Annotated in this window: 18 protein-coding genes; 6 read left to right on the forward strand and 12 right to left on the reverse strand. The window is 41.7% G+C overall.

The window, feature by feature from the left end; all coding sequences use genetic code 11:
* Positions 1-142 precede the first annotated feature (142 nt).
* Together JEY82_RS05445 and JEY82_RS05450 are read right to left on the reverse strand one after the other, a co-directional pair.
* Entirely contained in the window at positions 143-1,003 is an 861-nt protein-coding gene (locus JEY82_RS05445) for a DNA polymerase III subunit delta' (protein ID WP_304083473.1), read from the reverse strand.
* A 2-nt stretch (positions 1,004-1,005) separates the two neighbouring features.
* Entirely contained in the window at positions 1,006-2,286 is a 1,281-nt protein-coding gene (locus tag JEY82_RS05450; protein ID WP_304083475.1) for an adenylosuccinate synthase, read from the reverse strand.
* A gap of 209 nt (positions 2,287-2,495) precedes the next feature.
* On the opposite strand from JEY82_RS05450, the gene JEY82_RS05455 reads away from it, so the two are divergent.
* Positions 2,496-3,968 (forward strand): transglycosylase SLT domain-containing protein, encoded by a 1,473-nt coding sequence (locus JEY82_RS05455; protein WP_304083477.1) that lies wholly within the window; start codon positions 2,496-2,498, stop codon positions 3,966-3,968.
* Here JEY82_RS05455 and JEY82_RS05460 read toward each other — a convergent pair.
* Positions 3,894-4,262 (reverse strand): hypothetical protein, encoded by a 369-nt coding sequence (locus tag JEY82_RS05460; protein WP_304083478.1) that lies wholly within the window; start codon positions 4,260-4,262, stop codon positions 3,894-3,896. The two genes, JEY82_RS05455 and JEY82_RS05460, sit on opposite strands and share 75 nt — an antisense overlap.
* A 174-nt stretch (positions 4,263-4,436) precedes the next feature.
* On the opposite strand from JEY82_RS05460, the gene JEY82_RS05465 reads away from it, so the two are divergent.
* The 3 genes from JEY82_RS05465 to plsY all read left to right on the forward strand — a co-directional run bounded on the left by JEY82_RS05465 (position 4,437) and on the right by plsY (position 8,467).
* A complete protein-coding gene (locus JEY82_RS05465) occupies positions 4,437-5,711 on the forward strand; it encodes an IMP cyclohydrolase (RefSeq protein WP_304083479.1) in 1,275 nt (424 codons plus the stop codon).
* A 71-nt stretch (positions 5,712-5,782) separates the two neighbouring features.
* The gene (locus JEY82_RS05470) at positions 5,783-7,846 is read left to right on the forward strand and encodes a ribonuclease catalytic domain-containing protein (protein ID WP_304083481.1); all 2,064 of its coding nucleotides are present in this window, start codon (positions 5,783-5,785) and stop codon (positions 7,844-7,846) included.
* A gap of 36 nt (positions 7,847-7,882) precedes the next feature.
* Entirely contained in the window at positions 7,883-8,467 is a 585-nt protein-coding gene (gene plsY, locus JEY82_RS05475; protein ID WP_304083483.1) for a glycerol-3-phosphate 1-O-acyltransferase PlsY, read from the forward strand.
* A gap of 128 nt (positions 8,468-8,595) precedes the next feature.
* Here plsY and JEY82_RS05480 read toward each other — a convergent pair whose 3' ends face one another.
* Positions 8,596-10,170 (reverse strand): response regulator, encoded by a 1,575-nt coding sequence (locus JEY82_RS05480; RefSeq protein WP_304083486.1) that lies wholly within the window; start codon positions 10,168-10,170, stop codon positions 8,596-8,598.
* Positions 10,171-10,201: 31 nt separating this feature from the next.
* A complete protein-coding gene (locus JEY82_RS05485; protein ID WP_304083488.1) occupies positions 10,202-11,356 on the reverse strand; it encodes a HAMP domain-containing sensor histidine kinase in 1,155 nt (384 codons plus the stop codon).
* A 224-nt stretch (positions 11,357-11,580) separates the two neighbouring features.
* Between JEY82_RS05485 and JEY82_RS05490 the strand changes: the two genes are divergently transcribed.
* Positions 11,581-11,808, forward strand: coding sequence for a hypothetical protein (locus tag JEY82_RS05490; protein WP_304083489.1), 228 nt, complete (start codon positions 11,581-11,583; stop codon positions 11,806-11,808).
* 38 nt (positions 11,809-11,846) lie between these two features.
* A complete protein-coding gene (locus JEY82_RS05495) occupies positions 11,847-12,266 on the forward strand; it encodes a hypothetical protein (RefSeq protein WP_304083491.1) in 420 nt (139 codons plus the stop codon).
* A 73-nt stretch (positions 12,267-12,339) separates the two neighbouring features.
* On the opposite strand, the gene JEY82_RS05500 is transcribed toward JEY82_RS05495, so the two are convergent.
* The 7 genes from JEY82_RS05500 to JEY82_RS05530 form a co-directional block, all read right to left on the reverse strand.
* Positions 12,340-12,795, reverse strand: coding sequence for a DUF2721 domain-containing protein (locus JEY82_RS05500; RefSeq protein WP_304083493.1), 456 nt, complete (start codon positions 12,793-12,795; stop codon positions 12,340-12,342).
* Between the two features lie 173 nt (positions 12,796-12,968).
* Complete coding sequence (locus tag JEY82_RS05505) at positions 12,969-13,649, reverse strand: CBS and ACT domain-containing protein (RefSeq protein WP_304083494.1); 681 nt, start codon at positions 13,647-13,649, stop codon at positions 12,969-12,971.
* Between the two features lie 101 nt (positions 13,650-13,750).
* Positions 13,751-14,503, reverse strand: coding sequence for a methyltransferase domain-containing protein (locus JEY82_RS05510; protein WP_304083498.1), 753 nt, complete (start codon positions 14,501-14,503; stop codon positions 13,751-13,753).
* A gap of 4 nt (positions 14,504-14,507) precedes the next feature.
* Positions 14,508-15,107, reverse strand: coding sequence for a hypothetical protein (locus JEY82_RS05515; protein ID WP_304083501.1), 600 nt, complete (start codon positions 15,105-15,107; stop codon positions 14,508-14,510).
* Positions 15,107-16,282, reverse strand: coding sequence for an 8-amino-7-oxononanoate synthase (locus JEY82_RS05520; RefSeq protein WP_304083503.1), 1,176 nt, complete (start codon positions 16,280-16,282; stop codon positions 15,107-15,109). The genes JEY82_RS05515 and JEY82_RS05520 overlap by 1 nt, the downstream gene beginning before the upstream one ends.
* Positions 16,283-16,454: 172 nt before the next feature.
* Positions 16,455-16,679, reverse strand: a complete 225-nt coding sequence (locus JEY82_RS05525; protein WP_304083506.1) for a hypothetical protein — start codon at positions 16,677-16,679, stop codon at positions 16,455-16,457.
* On the reverse strand, positions 16,676-17,743 hold a 1,068-nt coding region (locus JEY82_RS05530), incomplete at its 5' end, for a hypothetical protein (protein ID WP_304083509.1). The genes JEY82_RS05525 and JEY82_RS05530, both read right to left, overlap by 4 nt.

Consider the following 17,743-nt stretch of genomic DNA (forward strand, 5'->3'; position numbering starts at 1 on the left):
CATAAATCTGATAAAAGATTCAAGCCACGAATCAATTGCAACAATCTTGGAGGATAAACGGAAGTCCAGAGGGCCGCCGGCCTTCTGGTCCAGCCGAAGGCAAAATTTCTATTAAAAAGCCCGAAGGGCAATCAAGCCTGAATTATCTTCTTTTGCGAGGCATTGCGGCGGTGCAAACCCAGTCGAGAACTAATGCGGGATTTACGTTGTAGTTCAGAGATTCCTGAGCCTTGCTCAAAACAAGATCAAGCCTGCGCAACCCCTTGGGGTCGAAAAGACCAGAAAGAGCATTTGCAGCAGGAGTCAGTTGCGGATTCATGAGAGTATTACGAAGTTCACGCTGACAGCCTAAAACGACTTTCAGGGCTTGCTCTTTATTAAGAGCACCTTTTGCGGAAGTTCTTGCAAACCAGCCCTGTCCAGAACGCCAAAAACCCAGCATGCCACTTACCCAGTCGGCAACTTCAGGACTGTTCTGTGTTTCCGTAGGCCACGCAAGAGTGATAACCCAACTGCGCGAGACTAAAGTTCCGAGCAGTCTCTCCCGCTGAGGAGCGGTGAGAACAAAGACATTTCCGGGACGTGGTTCTTCGAGAGTCTTAAGGAGAGCATTCGCAGAATTACCGTTTAAGTGCTGAGCTTCTTCAATAACGGTTACGCGAGTACCCCGGCCATGGGGCGGTTGGCCCCAGACCGAGAAATACTTGCGAACATTATCTACTGGAATATCCTGTTTTTCGACACCGTCTTCATCGACACGGTCAATTATCAAGAAATCGTTAAAAGCGTTATCCGCAATCTGCAAACATGGCTTGCAAGTGCCGCAGGGAGTTCCCCCGCTTTCACAATTAAGCAGGCAAGCCCAATAACGGGCCATATCGCGTCTGTCTTCGGCGGATCCGCCTTCAATCAACAGGCACTGAGGAGGCTGCAAAGCCAGCTTGGCAAATCTGGGCAGAACTATTTTCTGCCGCGAAACAGTCTCTTGAATACCTGTAAACATAATTATCGTACTATGGTCTGAGCTCTGTCAGGACCGACGGAAACGATTCCGACTTTAACACCGGATAATTCTTCAATACGGGCAATATAATTTTTAGCAGCTTCAGGAAGCTCATCATAAGTACGTGCGCCGGTGATGTCTTCATCCCAGCCGGGCATGGTTTCATAAACAGGTTTGACAAATGCCATACCGTTCTGCTCCTGCGGAGGATAAGAAATCTTTTCACCGCGGTACTCATAAGAAACACAAATTTTGAGTTCTTTGAGACCGGACAAAACATCCAGTTTAGTAAGAGCAAATTCAGTGAGGTCACACAGACGTGCAGTTTCACGAATGATAACCAGATCGAGCCATCCGCAACGGCGTTTTCTGCCGGTAGTTGCACCGAACTCATGTCCGTTTGCCTGCAAAGTATCGCCGGTTTCATCAAGCAGTTCTGTAGCAAAAGGACCGCTACCGACTCTGGTTGTATAAGCTTTCAGGATACCGATGATACGTTCAAGACAGCGGGGTCCGCACCCTGCGCCGGCGGCAGCATTACCTGCAACAGTGTTGGAGGAAGTAACAAAAGGATATGTTCCGTGATCGATATCGAGATGAATACCCTGTGCACCTTCAAAAAGGACCATTCCGCCTTCTTTGTTAACTTCCTGAATAACGGAAGAAACATCTCCGAGAAAAGGTTTAATTCTCTCAGCGACAGGAAGAATGTCCTGATATACTTTTTCAGGATCAAGGGCTTCAACATTGAAAAGTTTTTCAAATAAAACATTTTTTTCAATAAGAGCTTCAACTATCTTGGCACGAAGCAGTTCAGGATCAGCTAAATCTGCGGCACGAATACCTATACGGTTCATCTTGTCTTCATAACAAGGACCGATACCGCGACCGGTTGTTCCGATTTTACTTTCATCAGATTTGACAGATTCTCTACAGTTGTCCATCATTCTGTGGTAAGACATGATAATCTGTGTTTTTTTACTGATCATCATGCGTTCAGGAGAAACATCAATGCCCTTTGCGTTAAGGCCGTCGATCTCCTTAAGGAAAACTTCGGGGTCTAAAACGACTCCGTTCCCGATGAGGCATTTCTTTCCGGGATGTAAAACTCCGGAAGGAATAAGGTGCAGGATACATTGTTCGCCAGCGACCACGAGAGTATGACCCGCGTTGTTTCCGCCCTGAAAACGAACAATCGCGCCAGCTTCTTGAGCGAGCATATCCACGATTTTACCCTTACCTTCATCGCCCCATTGGGTTCCAACAATTACCGTATTCGACATTCCTAAAGTACTCCTTGGGCAGTTTTCTCAAACGGAAATCCGGCCCGTGAGAATTTTTCTGCAATTTGATGACTTGATAGTGACACTGCGTCTGACGTATAGATATAAAAACAATTCGTTTTACCGTCATCTTATTTCTCCCCTTGAAAAGGAAAATAAAGTATTTTGAACGGCAGACGGGTTTTTTGCGTAAAAAATCTTTTAGGACAATGTCAATACACTTAAGCAAATTAAATCGCCCAGAAAAGGGCACTCTGACACTTTTTTCACAACATATATCCAATATTATTGTATACTTAGCATGCTTTTACGCAATAATTAATTTATATTCATTTAAATATGAAATCCCGCTTCCGCACATCATACGCGTTGCAGCGGTCGACATCGAGCGTAATTTTCCCAAGCTTTCACCGTGGGGACCGGGCTTTGACCGTGAAATCCTTGATGAATTCGGTAATTACACAGATGTAAAGCTTTTAATAACACCCTACCCTACACACAACAAGGCTTTTGAGGCTCTCCAAAAAGGAAAAGCTGACCTGATGCTTGCAAGCGGGTATAATCCAGAAAATTTTAAAAAATTTACTTCGATTAAAGCCGGCCCTGTCTACGAGCAAAGCCCAGCACTGTTATTACATAATATACGAAGATTCGAACTTAGAACTCCTTTCGAGCTTTGTGATCAAACTATTTTTGCACCCAAACATTCCGGACTTATAAAAACTTTCAAAGACCTTTCAGACTATTTAGTCTGTGCTCCAACCCTTATTACAAGCAACGATTCAAACCACTTAGACCCTCTACTTGAATTAAATGAAGATAAAAACTTCAGATTTCATCTGGTTGAAGCCGGAGCATTCAAGCCCTTACAGCCTTTTTTACATAAACTAAGGGTCACCGACAACTTCGGAGACGATCTTGAATACCGATGGTATTGGCGAGATGACATTCAAGGTTTGACCGAAGTAACTGAAGATTACTGGCACTTAATTTCAACAAACGGCACTCTTGAAAATAAACGGGAAATATATTTCGGGTTCCTTCCCGACGAAACAGATTTCTATGACCTTTACTCTTTACGTAAAGATATCCGGGAAAAACTCCCTTTCTATCGTAAATATATACTTAAAGCCGCAAAAAAGTATAATATAGATCCACTACTTTTAGCTGCCGTTATGTATCAGGAATCGCGTTTTGACCCTCTTGCCCGAAGTAAAACAGGAGTCAGAGGTCTTATGCAGTTAACTGAAAATACAGCGGACCTTATGGGGCTTACAAGCAGACTTGACCCCGAACAGTCAATTACTGGCGGGGCCAAATATTTAAGATTTCTATGGGATAAACTGAGCAGCCGCGATGTTGATGGGTGGAACCGTTGGTTATTCACTCTTGCGGCATATAATCAAGGATTAGGACACGTTTATGATGCAATTGAAATATCCGGCTACCTAGGCAAATCATCTGGGACATGGCGGTCTTTGAAACAGATATTCCCATTACTGACCATGCCTAAATATCACTCGCAAACCCGCTACGGATACACCCGCGGGTACGAAGGCGTCGATTACGTAGACAGCATCCGCTACTATTATTATACAATGAAAGGACTAGCTATCCTTCCTGGGCTCGAAGCTGAGTACCTTGCGCCTTTTACTGTCGCCTCCCCCGCTGTCGGCCCCTGATTCAGACTTTAAACCTTTATCTTCTTCTTGCTTCATGGGGATGAAATCCGGCCTCGGCGACATAGATTCCGGCCCGCAAGATTCTGCCCAATGATAATTAAAAAGCTGATTTTTAAGCCGGATAGCCTGTATCATGCCAAAAACAACTGCTGCTTCTTCCCACTTTCGAGTAGGTTCGAACTCAGCAACAATGGCTTCATATTTGTTCCAAAGCCCTGTCAAAGAAGCTTCATCATAAGCGTTAAGCTGCTTTGCAAGTTTTAGCAGAGCTTTTTCCATATAACCTTCAGACATATTCTCTCCAGATTAAAGTAGTGACCGAAGTTATTAAAAAAATATAGAGTTTTAATCTCTTGCGGCTAGGCAAGCCTAACAAAAACCGGGGTAATACCGCAATTCAAAATTGCCCGTCGGGTAAGGCTGTGCTATTAGCGTTCATCCACAAGGCAATTATTCAGGAGAATACCCATGAGCGATCTCAAAAAAATGTACAATACCCTTTCGCAGGACCCTTTTCCAGCAGACATGACTGTTCGTTTAGGTGAACAGGAATTAACCTTCAAAAAAAGAACCTGGGAAATCGAAGGCGAAACTAAAGGACTGCGTTACGGCGAAAACCCCGACCAGCCTGCAGCCCTATATGAACTTGTTTCCGGCGGACTCGAATTCGACGGTGTTAAATTTCGTGGAGAAGGACAAGGACTTGTTTCTGCTCTGACCGAAGAACATATGTTACAGGCAGGCAAACATCCGGGAAAAACAAATCTCACTGATGTTGATAATGCACTGAACATTCTGCAATATCTTTATGCAAAACCCGCAGCTGTTATTTTAAAACATAACAATCCATGCGGCGCATCATGGTCCGAAGAAGGTGTAGGAACCGCGCTCAGCAACGCATTTCAAGCTGACCGCATAGCCGCCTTCGGTGGAGCTATCGTTGTTAACCGCCCTTTGACAATGGAAGCTGTGGAAGTAATCGACAGCGCATATTTTGAAGTTGTTGCCGCTCCGGCTTTCGAAGAAGGCACACTCGAAATTCTCAAGAAACGCAAAAATCTGCGTATTCTCCAGATTCCTGGAATCATGGATCTTGAAAAACTCATCGGCCAGCCCTTCCTTGATATCAAATCACTGATGGACGGCGGCATGGTTGTTCAGTTCTCATTCCGTAACAGAATTCTCAGCGCGGACGATTTCATTCCTGCTGTGGCAGATAAAGACGGATCAAGCTACACCGCTCGTACCCCCACAACAAAAGAAGCAGACGATCTGCTCTTCGCATGGGCTGTTGAAGCAGGCGTAACTTCAAACTCTGTCATTTTCGCACGCGACGGTGTAACAACCGCCATCGGAACAGGCGAGCAGGACCGCGTTGGCTGTGTTGAGCTGGCTGTGACCAAAGCCCGCACAAAATATGCAGATCTTCTGGCATTCGACCAGTTCAAGATGTCTATTTTTGAGCTCAAGTTGAAAGCTCTGAAAGACGAAGAGGCAGCAGCAAACCTTGCAGCAATCGAAAAGAAAGCGGCTGAAGACAAAGGCGGACTCACTGGCTCCGTACTGGTTTCCGACGGTTTCTTCCCGTTCCGCGACGGCGTGGACCTCTGCATGGCGCAAGGAATAACAGCAATCGCTCAGCCCGGCGGTTCCATTAGAGATAATGAAATCATTCAGGCTGTAAACGAAGCAAGCCCTCAGGTTGCCATGGTCTTCACTGGACAGCGTTCCTTCAAGCACTAGAATATACTTTATAAAATATCCCGGAACCCTTGTCAGAGGGTTCCGGGATTTCATATTAAATAAGGAATTACATGTCCCTATTCAAGGATGGGCGTTATGTCGCGCCCGGAAATATCGTAGAGTTTATGCACGGAAACCAGCCTCAGCTTGCATTTGTAATGGAAGAACAAGCTGGTAAACTAAAACTCTACACCATCAATAAAAGAGAAACTAAAATGCCTGCGGTCCGAGTTCTACCTTGGGTCGGGCCTCAATATTCTGCCGAGTCAACTCGTCAGGAAATGCTTGATTTGATGCTCAGTCATCAAGAAAAACGCGGTGAAATCCAAGCTGGACTCAATGTCATGGACATCTGGGACCTTGCGCAGGGAGAACTGGAAAAAGCCCCCCTGACATGGTTTGCAGGATTGTTATGGGAAGCTCCAGATGCTGACCAGATATCTGCGATGGGACGCGCTATGCTTGCGGCCAAAACTCATTTCAAATTTCAGCCGCCTGAATTCATAATTTACACCGAAGACAAAGTTGAACAGCGCCTGAATCAACAATCGGAAGAGAAGCGGCAAGAAGAAGCAATGACAGCCGGTCAAGATCTTTTCAAAAAGATCTGGGTTGCACGGGAATCCGGCAGCAAAATTAATACAGACCAAATTCCGGTCATGTCCGATGAAACAGCTGATTATTTAAAATCGTTCCTGATTGATCGCATTGCAGGAGTTAACGATGAAAAATCTCACAAAATGTGGATTGCATTAAAAAAAGGACTACCTGACCATCCTCATTTAGCCCTGCTGCTGGCTCAAGGCTGGGGAATTGTTTATCCACATCACAATTTTCTGTTTAATGAAGCCGACTATTCACCGGACGACAGCTGGACCGCAGATCATACAGAAGAAATAGACAGACTGGTCACTGCTGTAGAAACAAAAGCTACAGCCCCATACCCTCTGCCTATGCGAAGCATTGACGCGGCAACAACCCGCGACATTGACGATGCTTTTAATCTGAAAAAAAACAGCGATGGCGGCTACACTCTTACGATAGCCCTTGCCCGTCCCTGCATGGACTGGAATTTCGGCGGCAAGCTTGACCTCGCAGTCCTTGACAGAGGAACCAGCATATATCTTCCCGAAGGAACCAGCCACATGCTTCCTGAAAAGCTCGGTATCGGTGCTTTCAGCTTATTTTCAGGAGAATTAAGACCTGCGCTGATTACCACTTTTGAGCTCGATACCTGCGGTGAGTTGATATCCATTTCTCCGAAAACCGGATGGGTAAAATTAACCGATAACAGCACATATGTAGCCGTTGAACAAATGCTTGAAGATGGCACAGATGATGAGATGGCTTTAGCTTTCGAGCTGTCGGAAAAACTTATCACCCGCAGAATAAAAAACGGCGCGGTAGTAATCCGCAGACCCGAACCTGAAATTTCGCTGACAGGATGGCCTGAAAAAGTTTCAGTAAGTATCAGTTCCAAAGATGATACAACACGAGCTGACCAGATTATAAGTGAATTTATGATTCTCGCAAATTCAGGACTGGGGAAATTCGCAGATGAACAGGGATTCCCGCTTCTTTATAGAACTCAGGATATAGCTCTGCCCTCTGATTCAAGCGGGATTGTAACCAAACCTCATGAAATTTTTCAGAGGGTCAGACAGATGGTTCCTCCGCAAATGGAGACCACTCCCAAAAAACACGCGACTCTTGCGGTTAAGGGGTACAGCCCTATTTCGTCTCCGCTTAGAAGATATGCGGATTTCATAAATATGGCTCAGCTTTGCCACTATTTACAAACAGAACAACCTCTCTGGACCAGCGATGAGCTTACTACTCTGGCGGCAACACTTCAAACCAGACTGCAAGCGGTAATTAAAATTCAGAGATTCCGGCCTAGATATTGGAAACTTCTTTATCTCGCACAAAACAAAAAACAATGGCAGTCCGCGACAGTTGTTGATGACAACGGCCCGTTGACTTCTCTTGCAATGCCTGAGATTCAGATTAACGTAAGAGTTCCACGCCCCATGCTTGGTGATAAACTTTACCCCGGACAATTATTTCAAATCAGATTCAACAAAATTGATCCGCTTACAAACGAGATCAGAGTTGTCGAAGCCCTGGAAGAATAGTTTTTTTTAACAAATAAGACTTAAAGGAGTTTGTCCATGCTTTGGATCTTCTGGTTAGTATTCGCCTATTTTCTGGGATCACTCCCCTTCGGACTTTTTATTGCTAAAATCGGTTGTGGAATTGACCCACGCACAGAAGGAAGCAAAAACACAGGTGCTACAAATGTTGCACGACTATGTGGATTTAAATATGGAGTCGCGGCTCTGTTATTAGATATAGCTAAAGGATTTATCCCGGTCCTCATGGCTTCTCAATACAGTCATAACTGGATGTTTTTATCTCTGGTTGCACTCTCCGCAGTCCTCGGTCATGTATTTTCCATCTTTTTGGATATGCGCGGCGGCAAAGCGGTTGCAACAACAATTGGAGCTTTTCTAGTCCTTGCACCTGCTGCAACTCTCTGGGCTGTAATTTTCTGTGTAGCTGTAATTATGCTGTCAGGATATGTATCAATGGGATCATTGACTCTTGCAGTTGCTCTACCTGTTCTGGCTTTGTTTACCGGAAGCTTCGGAGCGGTCCTTCTAGGATGTGTTTTAACAATAATTCTGTTCTGGACACATAGAGAAAACATTCGGCGCCTTGCAACAGGCGATGAAAATTCATGGAAGAAAAAATAACCTGAAATTATTCCAGACAAAAAAAGTCGATAAGTCACTAAAAATTTAAAGCCCGAAATCATCCACTATTGATGACGAATGATTTCGGGCTTCTTCTTTGCTGTTTTTACTTAAAAAATAATATAAAATTAATCTTTATATTTTTCTTGAATAGCCAAAACAAATTCCAACTTTTCAAAAAAGACATCAACCAAAGCAGGATCAAACATAATCTCCCGATTCTTTTTAATAAATTCGAGAGCCTTGTCCACATCCCATGGTTCTTTATATGTACGGCGACTACAAAGAGCATCAAATACATCGGTTATGCAGGTTATTCTTCCGGCAATATCAATATTTTCCGCTTTAAGCCCTCTGGGATAACCGGAACCGTTCCAATATTCATGGTGCTGATACGCAATAATCGCTGCCGTCTTTAAAAGCTTCCTGTTGCTTGCGGCCAATATTTTATACCCTATGTCGGTATGAGTCTTCACAATCTCAAATTCTTCAGGTGTAAGTTTACCGGGTTTTAATAAAATAGAATCCGGTATCCCGATTTTGCCGACATCGTGCATAGGTGAAGCATAATACAATTCATCTACATATTCAGAATCAAGTGCAAGGGCAGCTCCTAAAATTTTAGTCATCTCTGAAACGCGTACAACGTGACAAGCTGTCTCTTTTGAGCGGTTTTCAACAACCTCTCCAAGCATACGCACAATCTCTTTCTGAGTATCCAGTATTTCCTGATTCAAATAAATATTATCGAAAGCTACGCCGACATTATCGGAATAAATTCGCAATAAATCTTCATCCTGCTCACTGTGCTTTACACCGCAACCTTCAACATACAACAAATGTGAACCATACTGCCGTGTAGGAAGATAGCCGACATAGTCGTCACCGATAAAACGGCCATGACCGATACAACATATTTTATCAAATTTTTTCTTAGTATCATCTGATATTTCCTGACAATTTTCCACAATATCATGACACTCCGCATATCGACCGGTTGAAGCTATTATACGCATATTTTCCGAATCAGAACTGGAAACAGCCATACCGCTTCCTTCCATATATACAGAGTCACGAAGACCCAGAAGTGAAATAACCTGTGTAAGCACGCCCTGAGCAAGACGGCTTATGGATTGCTGCTGAAAAAGACTTCCTGAAGCTTCAATTATATACTTCAAACCTTTTCTATTCTGATCAATTACAAGTATATCTCTATAGGAACGCAAGGCGGAGAGCACAGAAGTAAAAAGACGCTGGGCTGTAAGTTCCCCTTTATGCTTATAGTCATTAATATCATATTCGATAATAACTTTACGCTCAGGAGCTTGCCCCGGTTGTCCGGTCCGAAGAATTATGCGGACCATTTTATTTTTCATTTCTTCCCGGATTATCCGGGCAACATCAAGTCCCGCATGAGTAGTTTCCATCACAACATCGAGAAGAATAACTGCGATATCGGACTGCTCGCGCATTATTTGCAAAGCTTCATCACCAGTATAGGCACTTATAAATTCAAGCTGTCCACCTTCAAAAGTAACATCATCAAGAACAAGACGTGTGGTGCTGTGCACATCCTCTTCATCGTCAACAATAAGTATTTTCCACTTTCTACCGTGATCACAAAAATGGTCACAACGTTCTTCAGCTGATTCTTCCGCAAAAAGAAGTTCATCATTATCAACAGAACCTTTGCCAACAACCATTGCAACCTCACTTATGACTTATCTGACTAAATCAAATAGGAATTATCAACGTAAAAACAGCCCCGTTACGACCTTCCTTTGAATAATCCAAAATCCAGTTATAACCGTCAATAACTCTCCTGACGATGCTTAACCCCATACCTACCGCTTCAGGTCTCTTGGTAAAAAAAGGATCATAAATATATGGAAGATCCGCATCATCAATTCCTGAACCGTTATCGATAACTTTTATCTGACACAATTCAGAATCAACCTGAACGCTAAGCTCGACCCGAGGTGAAGACTCATCACTGAATATAACAGCATTCTTCATCAATTCTTCAATAGCCTTCTTAAAAAGGTCTGGCCTTCCATCTATAACAGCATGCTTCAGACTGATATCAAACTCGACATTCTTATCAAGGTTTGCTGCAAATTTTTTAATCTCAATAACAACTTCTTCCAGAAGCGGAAAAATTTCAGAATTTTGATGATCGCAATTATCAATGGAAGCATAATCGGAAACACTACCGACAACTTCTTCCAGTCTGCCGGATTCCTCAGAAATAGTTTCCAGATACTTTGCGATGTCAGACTCTTGATCAAGTTTACGCGTTGCCAAATTGGCAAAACCGGTAATTGTCATTGTTCTATTTCTGATCTGATGCGCAACAGACATTGCGAGCTGGGCAAGACTAACGCGGTTTTGCTCAATCTTGCGTAAATCCCTATAGGACCTCAAAGCAGTCGTAATAGAAGTTGTCAGCCGTTGTGATGTAAGTTCAGCTTTCTGCCAGTAATCGTTGATATCAAGTTCAGTAATAACTTTATGCTCCGGCGCAACTCCCGGCTGTCCTGTTCTTAAAATTATTCTTACAAACTGATTATTTACAAAAGTCCTTATGCGTCTGGCAACATCAAGACCGGCAGTACTCGTCTCCATTACAACATCTAAAAGGACTACAGCTATATCATGATCTTTTTTAAGAATATTTAAAGACTCTTCCCCTGTAAAAGCACTAATAAATTCAAGCTTACGCCCCTCGAAAGAATAATCCCCAAGTACCATTTGAGTCATAGTGTGAATATCCGGCTCATCATCAACAACAAGGACACGCCAAGGCTTCGCCTTTTTGACCGGACGTTCTTCAACCTCTTCTCCCGTAAAAAGAAGCTCGTCATCAGCAAATAACTCAGTATCCTGCATCCTGAACCTCATAAGACAACAACTGCATTTTTTCCCACCGTTCTTATAAGATAACTCACTTCACACTAAATTTAAATATTTTGTTGCAAAAATAACAAGATTTAATATTTAAAAATTTTACCTGTCGTCACAGACTATTTCATATGTACAAACTGATTTACCTTGTAAATACAAACCATATCCACTAAGGTCCCAAAAGTTAATCTCCCTGAAGGATGAACCAAATGGAAATGCTAATAATTCTTATTGCTCTCATAATTTTCGCTTTCATTGTCTACTCTGTTTATGCGGGACGTACTGCAAAATACTCTCAGAGAAAAAGAGCTTTTGAACTTAAAGAAGCACACATGAACAGATCAATGGATCGCTTAAGATCTGAGATATCTTTAATTGAAGATGAAATCAAAAAAACAGAATTTCAAATAACTGAATCTTTTGATGACATTAAGTAAGTTGTCTGCACCCAAAAAGTCTTAGCACGGTACCCATCATGATGATTATAACCGCAATACTTCTTGTTCTAGCTACAATAGTTACAATATTTCTATGTAAAACTGTTGCTGCTAATTTCGATAAAAGAAATGAAATTTTAGTTGAAAAAGAAAAAAAATTATATTCTGAACAAGAAGAACTTAGAAAAAAAAGACGAAATATCAAAAGACAACTGGCAGAATTGAAAAAAAGTGCTAAAGAAGTTAAATCAGATGAAAAAGAACCTTCTAATACACCAACATCATTAAATTTAAAAGACTGGCTTGAAAAAAGACAATCTTTAGATTCCAACCAATATTCAACAGCATCACAATTTGCAGATGAAAAAAACATGAACCTTTTATCTGCAATGCTGACTCTGAACATAATAAGTGTAGAAACTTATGAAGAAGCTAAAAAACTAAAATTAAAAGCTTAACTTTTCTTAATAAATCACAATTAAAACGTCCGCATCAGATAACCCTGATGCGGACGTTTTTAATTATCAGCCTTTAATTTCTTTGATCTCTTAAATAATGTTCACGTATCTCAATTCTCACTCCATGCAGAGTCAAACTGATATCCCACAAAAATAACATCAAAGAACTGATGAGACTGACTATGCAGAGCGCAAAGCATATCTTAATTACCAAACCTATTCCAAGCTCGAAAAGAAAAGTAGAAAACAACATCAAAATAACAAGACTGACAAAAAATATACTAATGACGCACATAGCAATTGCGCTTCGTAATATTCTACACCTTTTATAAAGAATTTTAAGTTCACGATGAAGATAATCAACCTCTACATCAGAATGACTATTTAAAAGTAGAAGAATTTTTCTAATTTGATCCAATGGGCGAGCCAAACGATTAGTCATGGACAATAAAATTAAACCCACACCGGAAATCAAAATAACCGGAGCAATCGACCCCTGCATAATACGTATTAACTCTGAAGTATCCATAGACCTCAAACCTCACAAGTTAATTAATCTAATTATAAAAATTTACTTACCCCACCGCCTTGATTTGTTCAACCGGCTCAAAAACTTTTTAATCAGTACTTATTCTCTGCTCAAAAAAAACAAAGCCGGCTTTTATAAAAGCCGGCTTTGTTAAACATCTTAAATCGTAAACATTAAAATTCAGTTTTAAAGGTTTCACCTTTATGCACATGATACTTTAACCCGTAATTTTTTTTTAGGTGTGTGACTAACGAATCAATTGTCCCGTCATCAAGCCGTTGAACCCAAACAAAAACTCTTCTAAGCCCGTGCTCAACTCCTTCATAAGATGTAAACACGGTTGAAAGTCTAACGCCTCTTGCCCACAAGTCACTCAGCAATTCTTCCAGAGCGGGAGCTGAATCTTCCAACAAAAATGCGAATTGTGAACTTCCGCGATTTACCCCGGTAACAGTTGTCAAAAATCTATAAATATCAACATCGGTAATAATACCGACAAGCCCGAACTCGTCGACAACCGGCAGTCCTCCGATTTTATTTTCAAGCAGAGTTTCGGCTGCGATTTCCATACATGTATCAGGAGCAACAATGAATGGATCATGAGTCATTATGTCTTTAATCTTAAGCCCCTTCAAACCAACACTTTTAACAGAAGCTCCGTCTCCTGCCAGATACTTTGAAGGCATAGCATCACGGATATCTCTATCTGAAACTATCCCGATAACAAGACCGGAAGCTTCAGTTACAGGTATTTGCCTAATCCCGGCTTCTCGCATCATTTCAACTGCGTCACTTATAGGCGCACCAGGAAAGAGGGTTAAAACCTCTTCCGTCATCCAATCCCCTACTAGCATATGTAACTCCTAAAAATTCATTACCCTCAAACTTGATAAATACTCTTCCTAAGCGACTAAAAAGTCAAAAAAAACAGCTCTTAATCTTTATTACTCCGGAATTATAAAACTTCCCCCGAAGCAAATAAAACTTCATAAGAAACTCTTATTCCCTGATCTCCACCATATAAATTTTCATACTCTTTAACAAAACGTAAATATTTTTCCTTCCCCCAGGAAATATTCCCGCTTGAAGCCACTGCTCCAGTCATTTTATGATTTTTTAAAAAACCCGCGACAGAAGGAAAATAGACTTCGTGCCGCTGGTTATTGAAGTTTACCCGGACATTTGAAATTCCCGAAAGAACATCTATATAAAATTTAGAATCTTTCAAATCCTTAACCGACCCGAACCCTGTTCTTGAACTGACATCTGCAAGCTCACAAAGCGTTCCCTTAACAAAAATCGCAATTGTAAACTTCCCTCCCCGTTTCAACATTTTAAAACTTTCAGGAATAGATTCTTCAGGATTTGCATACCACTGCATTGCGGATGAACTGACAAGCAAATCAAACTGCCCTTCTTTGAAAGGAATATTTTCACCGTCAGCCGCAACCAATAATGGCACGGACAATTCTTTCTGTTCCATCAGCATGGGGTGAACTAAATCCAGCGAAACATAGTTATCATATGTAATTCGTTTTTCCAGTTCGTTGAATAAAAAACCTACCCCCGAACCGACATCCAACACCTTTTTATAGTGTCCCTTCGGGCAATACTGAGCGCATTGAAAAGCAACCTTCTTTTGAACAGATGCAGCATCACTATAACAGGTCGCGGCTTTACCGAAACATTGTCGAATCCTCTTTTTCACGCTCTTAAAGCCCCTTAATCAAATTTATTATTTCATTTTCAGAAATTTTATGACCACTTTCTAATCGCAAAATATTCGCCCGCGGGACTAACTTCACAACGGACTCAAAAGCGGATTCTCTAACTATTTTATCGTTATCCCCATGCACCAAAGTCAAATTCACCAAAGAAAGATCTTCTTCAAAACTGATACGGGAAGCAATAAGATATTCCAATCCTTCCACCAGCGCATCCACCTGAAGTGCATTAAAAGGGATTTCTATATTTTCACCGCAATTTTTATGAAAAGAAGTGACTACAATAGCTGGTTTTTTACGCAACCCGGAAATCATACGTCTAAGCGTTCTTTCAGGAAAAGAATCAGTAAATGACAAAAAAGGGGCGATTAAAACAACTTGATCATACCTTGAAAATAAATGGCGGCATTCCTTCAATAAAACATGCGCCCCTGTAGACCATCCCACAAGTATTTTTCCACCCGTAAGGTAATCAGACAATTCTGCAGGACTGAAATCTATAAAAGGTATTAAAAAGTCCCCTGATTCAGCAAAGACAGGATATTGCTCTTTTGCGGTTGCCCATCCGCCAATGAAGACAGAGCTCACTACAGAATCTCTTTTTTTAACAAAGCAAAAGCATGCTTAATTTTTTCAATATCGTCGCTCGTCAGGTCCGCACGCAAAGAGAGTCTAAGGCGGGCCGTATTCATAGGAACAGTCGGAGGACGAATTGCAGCCGTATAAATCCCCGCTTCCAATAAAAAAGCCTGCGCCTGCAACGCTAACTTATTTTCACCCAGAATAACCGGAATAATCTGACTTTCAGAGTTGCCGCAGTCAAACCCTTCACTTTCAAGAAACCGTTTTAAATCAAGACTCTTATCGAGAAGTTTTTCACCTATAGAAGGATCAGATAAAACCAAACGGAGTGAAGCCAGATTTGCCCCGACGACAGCAGGAGGCAAAGCTGTTGAAAAAACGAACGAGCGCCCTTTATTTCTAAGAAACGATATTAAATCCGAACTTCCTGAAACAATTCCACCAAGTGAACCGAACCCCTTTGAAAAGGCTCCCATATGCAAATCAACAAGTTTTGAAATCTTACGTTCAAAACAAAGTCCTTTCCCGCCGCCGAAAATTCCTTCCGCATGAGCTTCATCCACCACGAGCATAACATCATAAAATTCACAAAGCTGAGCAATCTCTTCAATATGAGCAAGATCACCGTCCATGCTGAAAATAGTATCAGTAATTAAAATCTTAGCAGAAATATTTTTGAAAGATTCCAGACGTTTTTTTAAATGTTCAATATCATTATGCTGATAGCGGACATGCTTAGCGCCTGACATTTTAATACCGTCGATGATACTGGCATGATTAAGCTTATCCGAAAAAATGACGGAATGACGGTCAGCAAAAGAATCCATGATAGCAAGATTTGCGGCATAGCCGGATGAAAAGAGCATAGCATCTTCCTGCTCTTTGAACGCTGCAAACTCCTGTTCCAAAGTATCATACAATTTGAAATTACCAGTTACAAGACGTGAAGCAGCAGAACCTGTTCCGTAATCCCGAACAGCCTGAATCGAGGCGAGTTTAAGCCGCTCGTCGCAGGCAAGCCCAAGATAATCATTAGAGGCAAGATTTAAGAATTTTTGTCCCTTAAACAGGAGTTCTTTCTCTGCCCCGTTATCAACAGCAGGAATCCGTCTGAGGAGAGAAGCTTCTTCAAGTTCTGCAAGCTCTGTCTTAATTTGATGATAAAACCATTTTGATGTCATAAAAAAACCGGACTCCGACCACTCGGACAGGGTAAGGAAATAAGTCGATTCTCTTCAAAAAAGTCGAACTGGGAAAAGAAAAATATATTTCATAGCGTAGAATGGCAACCCTGTTTTTATCATAAAAAAACGGGACACTTAAATAAGTGCCCCGTAAAATAAAATTATTGTATTATTTCAACACATCATCAACAACGCGACTACTCATAATTGATGAAAAAACATGTTTAAAATCGTCCGCAGTTGCATTGCCGTCAACACATACCCTTTTCCATGCCGCACGGGTTTCAACACTCATTTTGCTAACGTCAAATTCATCAGCAGGCCGCGCAGCGGGAATTTCACGATGCACAGACACGCCCGGTTGCTGTTCAACTTTATGTTTAATATTACTCACGATGTTTTCTCCTGAATATAAATTTTACCGCCAATAAAGCGCATATCTTCCGGCCCGCGCACAGCCATTGCGAGCTGCTTTAGATTTGCGTCTTCTTCGAGATCTATTTTAGCCGCAGAACATATCAACTTGCCGTCGGGTGTTACGAACGAGCAATCAGTAGGAGATATGTTAAAATCTACCTCTGTGAAAACTTGATCTACAGCCCCAGCCGCTAATACAAGACTAATATTATTCTTACGTGAGATATTTTGCGGAGCTTCGGTAAGATTAAGAGCGGTTATGTCTACGATGCTGTTTCCACTGGATATATATGAGATATCATCCAGAGTATCCCCACCGTAATGACCGAACATGCAGAGTCTTTTACCCGATGATAATTTTCCGTACTGAGGAGCAATTCCAAAAACAAGTCCAGTATCTTCAACCGTATCGGCACTTGGATCAAACTTAAATACCTTTGTTGTGTTTACTACATAGATATCGCCCTTCTCAGAGATACCTGCCGAAGAAACCTTAGTAGAGTCCAACCCTACAAGTGTTATTGTTTCGCTTGCCCCGTCTGGAACAACTTTTTTAGTGACAGTATTCATGTCAAAGTAATAAACAGTGTCACCAACACAAACAGGTTGCCCGTACCCCCCAACAGTTACGACGCTTGCTGTAGTTAATGTATTAGATGATAGTATATATCTTAACAGTTTATTATCTTTACCAAATATGTATATATCTCCGGTGGCCTTATGCGTGCATGCCGACGAATAATCCCTAAAATCGGCTACACCTGTTTTTATTGTTTCAATTGTTTCAGTCTCGGGGTCAAATCTCAATATATCTTGACGTACTGTGACTACATCAAGTGAAGTCCTGCCGCCAAATAGATATATTTTTCCATCATTCCCCAAACAACCAGCCATACCAACTGTACCGTTAGGTATTGCCGCAGTAGTCAGGATTGAAACGGAGTTATCAGAATAATTAAATTTCCCGATTTCCCCTGCTGCTGTATTGGAATAAGAACCAAAGATGTAACATCGGTCTTTGTACTCTACTGCTAACGCTCC

The organism is Maridesulfovibrio ferrireducens (assembly GCF_016342405.1).
GTDB classification, from domain to species: domain Bacteria; phylum Desulfobacterota; class Desulfovibrionia; order Desulfovibrionales; family Desulfovibrionaceae; genus Maridesulfovibrio; species Maridesulfovibrio ferrireducens_A.

Coding starts and splice junctions, on each gene's coding strand:
- JEY82_RS05485 (WP_304083488.1), bottom strand. CDS start 11,356: ATGCAGGATACTGAGTTATTTGCTGATGACGAGCTTCTTTTTACGGGA.
- JEY82_RS05480 (WP_304083486.1), bottom strand. CDS start 10,170: ATGGTTGTTGGCAAAGGTTCTGTTGATAATGATGAACTTCTTTTTGCG.
- JEY82_RS05470 (WP_304083481.1), top strand. CDS start 5,783: ATGTCCCTATTCAAGGATGGGCGTTATGTCGCGCCCGGAAATATCGTA.
- JEY82_RS05520 (WP_304083503.1), bottom strand. CDS start 16,282: ATGACATCAAAATGGTTTTATCATCAAATTAAGACAGAGCTTGCAGAA.
- plsY (WP_304083483.1), top strand. CDS start 7,883: ATGCTTTGGATCTTCTGGTTAGTATTCGCCTATTTTCTGGGATCACTC.
- JEY82_RS05505 (WP_304083494.1), bottom strand. CDS start 13,649: ATGCTAGTAGGGGATTGGATGACGGAAGAGGTTTTAACCCTCTTTCCT.
- JEY82_RS05495 (WP_304083491.1), top strand. CDS start 11,847: ATGATGATTATAACCGCAATACTTCTTGTTCTAGCTACAATAGTTACA.
- JEY82_RS05460 (WP_304083478.1), bottom strand. CDS start 4,262: ATGTCTGAAGGTTATATGGAAAAAGCTCTGCTAAAACTTGCAAAGCAG.
- JEY82_RS05500 (WP_304083493.1), bottom strand. CDS start 12,795: ATGGATACTTCAGAGTTAATACGTATTATGCAGGGGTCGATTGCTCCG.
- JEY82_RS05455 (WP_304083477.1), top strand. CDS start 2,496: ATGTCAATACACTTAAGCAAATTAAATCGCCCAGAAAAGGGCACTCTG.
- JEY82_RS05445 (WP_304083473.1), bottom strand. CDS start 1,003: ATGTTTACAGGTATTCAAGAGACTGTTTCGCGGCAGAAAATAGTTCTG.
- JEY82_RS05490 (WP_304083489.1), top strand. CDS start 11,581: ATGGAAATGCTAATAATTCTTATTGCTCTCATAATTTTCGCTTTCATT.
- JEY82_RS05450 (WP_304083475.1), bottom strand. CDS start 2,286: ATGTCGAATACGGTAATTGTTGGAACCCAATGGGGCGATGAAGGTAAG.
- JEY82_RS05465 (WP_304083479.1), top strand. CDS start 4,437: ATGAGCGATCTCAAAAAAATGTACAATACCCTTTCGCAGGACCCTTTT.